Consider the following 4,405-nt stretch of genomic DNA (forward strand, 5'->3'; position numbering starts at 1 on the left):
GTGATGCAAAGAGATAACTGCCGGAATCCAATGAAGATTCAACATTTAAGTAAAACTCTGGCCATTTCCTATATGGTTTTCGATCTTCTTTATCTTAATGGTAGAGATTTAAGGTCAGCAAGCTTGGTAGACCGCCTCTCTCAGCTGGCGGAACTCTTTGATAATCAAGGCTGCCTTTATCTGGTGGAGAATTTTTCTCAGGGAACTATCCTTTTCGATTCGGTTCAGAGGGCGGGCTTGGAAGGGATAGTAGCCAAAAGAAAGAACAGTTTCTACCGCCCGGGAAAACAACATGATGATTGGTTTAAAATCAAATGTCGCCGCAGTCAGAATTGTCTGGTGGGGGGTTATACTTTACGAGGGAAACAAGTAAATGCTCTGTTATTGGGTGTTATGCGTGATAGAAGCCTGAGTTTTGCCGGTAAAGCCAGCAGTGGCCTGGATGCAGAGCAATTGCAAATACTGTCTGAAACCCTGCCCCGGCTGGAAGTTAAGGATTCTCCCTTTATCGAGCCGACTCCGGCAGGTTCACATTATATCACCCCTCAATTGGCGGTGCAGGTTGAATATCTAGAGTGGACAGATTCTTTACACCTTCGCTTTCCGGTGATAAAGTCCTTTATAAAAAATACGGAAGCTGACTGCAATGTATAAAAGGGAAGTGAGGTGCAAGGGGTAGGAGCGTAGCCGAAAGGAATGATTATAAACATGGGCGAATCAGCAACGATAGCCATGGCGGGAAGAGAGATTAAGCTTACTAATCTGGACCGGGTTCTCTGGCCGGAAGACGGCTATTGCAAAAGAGATTTAGTGGAATACTATGCAGCGGTTTTTCCCTATATGCTTCCTCATCTAAGCGAGCGTCCGCTGGTCTTTACCCGTTATCCGCGGGGAATTGGAGAAAAATCATTTTATCAAAAAAATGCCCCGGAAGGCCTTCCGCAGTGGATAAAAACTTTTACCTGGGCTGGCAGTGATGGTGACAGCAAAAACTATGTCCTGATACAGCAAACGGCAGATCTTATGTGGTTGGCCAATCTTGCCTGCATTGAAATTCATCCCTGGTTATCACAAATCAACAGTATTGAATATCCTGATTTCATAGTATTTGACCTGGACCCTTCAGAGCAGAGTACCTTTGAGCAAATTATTAGCGTGGCCCGCCTGTTGCAGGAATTAATGAATAGTCTCGGTCTCCGGGTGTATCCCAAAACCTCAGGGGCAAAAGGGCTTCACCTTTACCTCCCCATAGCCAAAGATTATACCTATAGCCAAATACGCCGTGTGGCCCAGGCGATGGCGGAGATGGTTTGCCAGGTGATCCCTGATATCGCTACCACCGAGAGATCCCTTAAAAATCGGGGATCTCGGGTTTACCTGGATTACCTGCAAAACGGCCTGGGCAAAACTGTCTGCGCTGCTTACAGCGTTCGTCCTCATAAGGGCGCTCCCTGTTCCACCCCTATTGAGTGGCAGGAACTTGAGTCCATAAGACCTGATCAGTTTACGATTAAAACCTTACCGGAGCGACTACAGCAGGTAGGAGACTTGTTCGCTGATGTATTAAACGACCGCCAGGATCTAAAAAAAGCCATGGCGACATTGGGGGTTTATTAGCGTTCAAAGGATTATTATTCTAAACCCAATTCATTTTTCAATGCTTTTTGTAAGGTTTGAGAGAAATTTATACCGGCTTTTTCGGCTTTGGTATTTAACCAGTTAGGAATACTTAAGGTTTTCTTTACCGCATGGTTATCGTTCTCGCGACGGTATTCAACTGTGTCAACATCAATTAGATTAATAAAGCTGTTTGCTTCACAAGGAATATCTTTAATCTTGCCTGGTGTAGGAATTATTTCATCCTTGTTTTCGGCGTCAACCAGCCACATAGATATGGCATCACGTGCCATTTCAATAGCTTCAACAAGCGAGTCCCCGAAGGTGAAACATCCGGGCAAATCGGGTACAGCTACATTATAGCTGTTTTTTTTATCTATGGTGAATACAGCGGGATAAACATATTTCATAATGATTCTCCTTTCAAAGTAGTTAATTACCCCCAGGATCGGATTTATTTTAGTTCTGCTGCCTTGAGGATATTATTTAGGGTGCCTATAGGGATATCTTTTTTATGTCTTGGTATAGGTATTTTAATTCCAGGTTTATCAGGATTAGTAGCCAGGTGGTGTTTTTTACCTTCTTCTATATACCATCCATTTCCCTTTAATAATTTTAGGATTTCCCGCTCTGTCATGTTCAATCCCCCTGTTGTCTGATAGCATAATACGCATTAATACGTACGTCAATATTTCTTAAGCATCAAGTTACAAAAACATTCTATTTGGAATAGCAGCAGTTTACCTTCTTTCGTGAGGAAAACCAGCTTGTCAGCGTCCTGACACACCAGCTTTTTCTCGTGCATGGTTCTCATTGCTATACAGCCAATGGATTTATAATACATATTAGGTCATGATTTGCTGGTCAATGGCTGTTGCCAGGGGCTTACTTTGCGGGCCGAAGAATACGGTAACGGCAATATTATTACGGACAAACAGTACGCTCTGCCCAGCAACGGTAAATGATATATCGCCGGCTACCGGCGGATCGTTTCTTATGATATCGGGATTGCTTATTTTCGATAATCTTTCCACCAGTACTTCCCGGGCGTTGTGTTCATCATCAGCTACATTAATATCCACCGTATAGTCCCGGCCATCTGCCGAATGAAGCCCCACGCGTAGTATCATATCTGAATGATGACGAATTATTGTGGGAAGTTGCGAGCGCACCGATCACATCCGTTGCCGCAGGCGGAACCATCTTTATCAAAACATCAATCACATCAGTCCATACATAAGTGATATCCCCGGCGTTATAGGCGCCGGCGGCACTGTTCCAGGGGTGTAAACTTCAATGAAACTATCTGCAGTTCACCGTCAGCCGCAGGACGTTTTTTGTCTTGCGCAATGATTAACGCAGCTACTACTCCCCAGAAGACCGGTCATGCTACGATCAAAGCACCACCCCGGGAGGATACCCTGGATCACTACCCGGTCATAGCAGGAGATAACTCCAGCTATCTGTTTACTGTAACGTTGTGTAAGTATCATCGTTTTCACTCCATGCTGTGATATTTTCTGGTATATTTCAGCATGGCATATTAAAATCCTTTTGGTTCCGGCTATGCCAGGTTAGGGTATTCCGTAACGCATTCAGAAGAAGTTTATCGCTCATGGCTTGATCAAAAAGGGTTGTTTTTTTATGGTATAACGATAGTAATACATGTGCAGCAAAAACGTTGTAATAAAAGGTATTATTATAAATACCCTTATATTATCGGTATAATATGGTAGAATACTTATTAAGAAAGGAAGGTGACTTGAGTGGCTATAGTTAAAACTACCATTGGTATTCCCGATAATATATACAATTTAGCTGAAGATATAACTAAAAAACTTGGCGTTTCACGTAGTCATTTTTATGCAAAGGCAGTAGAGGCTCATGTAAAAAAACACCTTGACCAGGAAATGGCCCGAATGTTAGATGAGGCCTTTTCTGAGGAGCTAACACAAGATGAAATCGATCTGCAATTAGCTTTTAAAAAGCGATTTGACTCTATCCTGGAAAGTGAGAATGAGACATGGTAATTAATCAAGGCGATATATACTGGTATACTTTTCCGACACCGAAAGGCTCTCAACCTATGGGGAGACGCCCAGTAGTAGTGGTACAAAATAATATGTGCAACCGCAGCAAGGTTAATACGGTAATAGTTTGTCCGTTAACAACAAATTTAAGGCTGGCTCTGGCTCCAGGTAATATTTTACTGGAAAACGGTGAAAGTAATATTCCTCAGCAAAGCGTAATTAATGTATCCCAGGTGCAAAGTTTAGATAAATCATTTCTAGGGGAATATGTGGGATCATTACCTACCAACAGAATTCATGACGTGATCAATGGGCTGTCCTGTACTATCCTCTATCCCCCTATATTAGCCATTCTTGGGACTAAATAATTTCTAATTACCCCGTTTTTCACAGCTAAATTACCATCTGTTTACTGTCATAATTTCTGTCAAAATAGTTCTAATTTAATGACGTAGAAATTATCATTCTCCGTTATCAGAATCAGTTTTTATGTCTTTATATTTTTCTCCTGCCATTATCACTGTTAACGGCTCCTGGTTAAGCTCGCTCAACCGCTTGGTGGCTAATTGGAATACAAAATCGTCACTACGCTGCTCAATAGCCAATATGTAAACCACCCGTAAAACATGAACAACTTGATTTGTAACTCGAAAAACAATTCTTATGCCGACATCTCTGAGCTTAATTTCCCTACATCCAGCAAGTTTTGAATTACTTTGATTGCGCAAGGGCTTGCCTATTTCGTCAGCTCTTTTTTC

At 42.3% G+C, this 4,405-nt stretch carries 8 protein-coding genes and 1 pseudogene; 5 read left to right on the forward strand and 4 right to left on the reverse strand.

What is annotated here, in order from left to right; genetic code table 11:
- Window positions 1-654: hypothetical protein (locus tag PHP87_RS10890; RefSeq protein ID WP_299921272.1), on the forward strand; the 654-nt coding region annotated here is incomplete at its 5' end.
- 42 nt (window positions 655-696) lie between these two features.
- A complete protein-coding gene (gene ligD, locus PHP87_RS10895) occupies window positions 697-1,617 on the forward strand; it encodes a non-homologous end-joining DNA ligase (RefSeq protein ID WP_299921274.1) in 921 nt (306 codons plus the stop codon).
- A 14-nt stretch (window positions 1,618-1,631) separates the two neighbouring features.
- Here ligD and PHP87_RS10900 read toward each other — a convergent pair whose 3' ends face one another.
- The 3 genes from PHP87_RS10900 to PHP87_RS10910 form a co-directional block, all read right to left on the reverse strand.
- On the reverse strand, window positions 1,632-2,027 hold the full coding sequence (locus PHP87_RS10900) for a type II toxin-antitoxin system HicB family antitoxin (protein WP_299921276.1): 396 nt from the start codon (window positions 2,025-2,027) through the stop codon (window positions 1,632-1,634).
- Window positions 2,028-2,071: 44 nt separating this feature from the next.
- Complete coding sequence (locus PHP87_RS10905; protein WP_299921278.1) at window positions 2,072-2,254, reverse strand: type II toxin-antitoxin system HicA family toxin; 183 nt, start codon at window positions 2,252-2,254, stop codon at window positions 2,072-2,074.
- Window positions 2,255-2,462: 208 nt separating this feature from the next.
- Entirely contained in the window at window positions 2,463-2,789 is a 327-nt protein-coding gene (locus PHP87_RS10910) for a hypothetical protein (RefSeq protein WP_299921280.1), read from the reverse strand.
- A 165-nt stretch (window positions 2,790-2,954) separates the two neighbouring features.
- Between PHP87_RS10910 and PHP87_RS10915 the strand changes: the two genes are divergently transcribed.
- The 3 genes from PHP87_RS10915 (at window position 2,955) to PHP87_RS10925 (ending at window position 4,015) form a co-directional block, all read left to right on the forward strand.
- Entirely contained in the window at window positions 2,955-3,131 is a 177-nt protein-coding gene (locus PHP87_RS10915) for a hypothetical protein (protein ID WP_299921282.1), read from the forward strand.
- A gap of 252 nt (window positions 3,132-3,383) precedes the next feature.
- Window positions 3,384-3,647 carry a hypothetical protein gene (locus PHP87_RS10920; protein ID WP_299921284.1) on the forward strand — a complete coding sequence of 88 codons (264 nt, stop codon included), beginning with the start codon at window positions 3,384-3,386 and terminating at the stop codon, window positions 3,645-3,647.
- On the forward strand, window positions 3,641-4,015 hold the full coding sequence (locus PHP87_RS10925) for a type II toxin-antitoxin system PemK/MazF family toxin (RefSeq protein ID WP_299921286.1): 375 nt from the start codon (window positions 3,641-3,643) through the stop codon (window positions 4,013-4,015). The genes PHP87_RS10920 and PHP87_RS10925 overlap by 7 nt, the downstream gene beginning before the upstream one ends.
- A gap of 93 nt (window positions 4,016-4,108) precedes the next feature.
- Here PHP87_RS10925 and PHP87_RS10930 read toward each other — a convergent pair.
- Window positions 4,109-4,405, reverse strand: a pseudogene (locus tag PHP87_RS10930) (hypothetical protein); the annotation flags it as partial.

Origin of the sequence: Syntrophomonas sp. (genome assembly GCF_028707975.1) — a bacterium.
GTDB lineage: Bacteria > Bacillota > Syntrophomonadia > Syntrophomonadales > Syntrophomonadaceae > Syntrophomonas.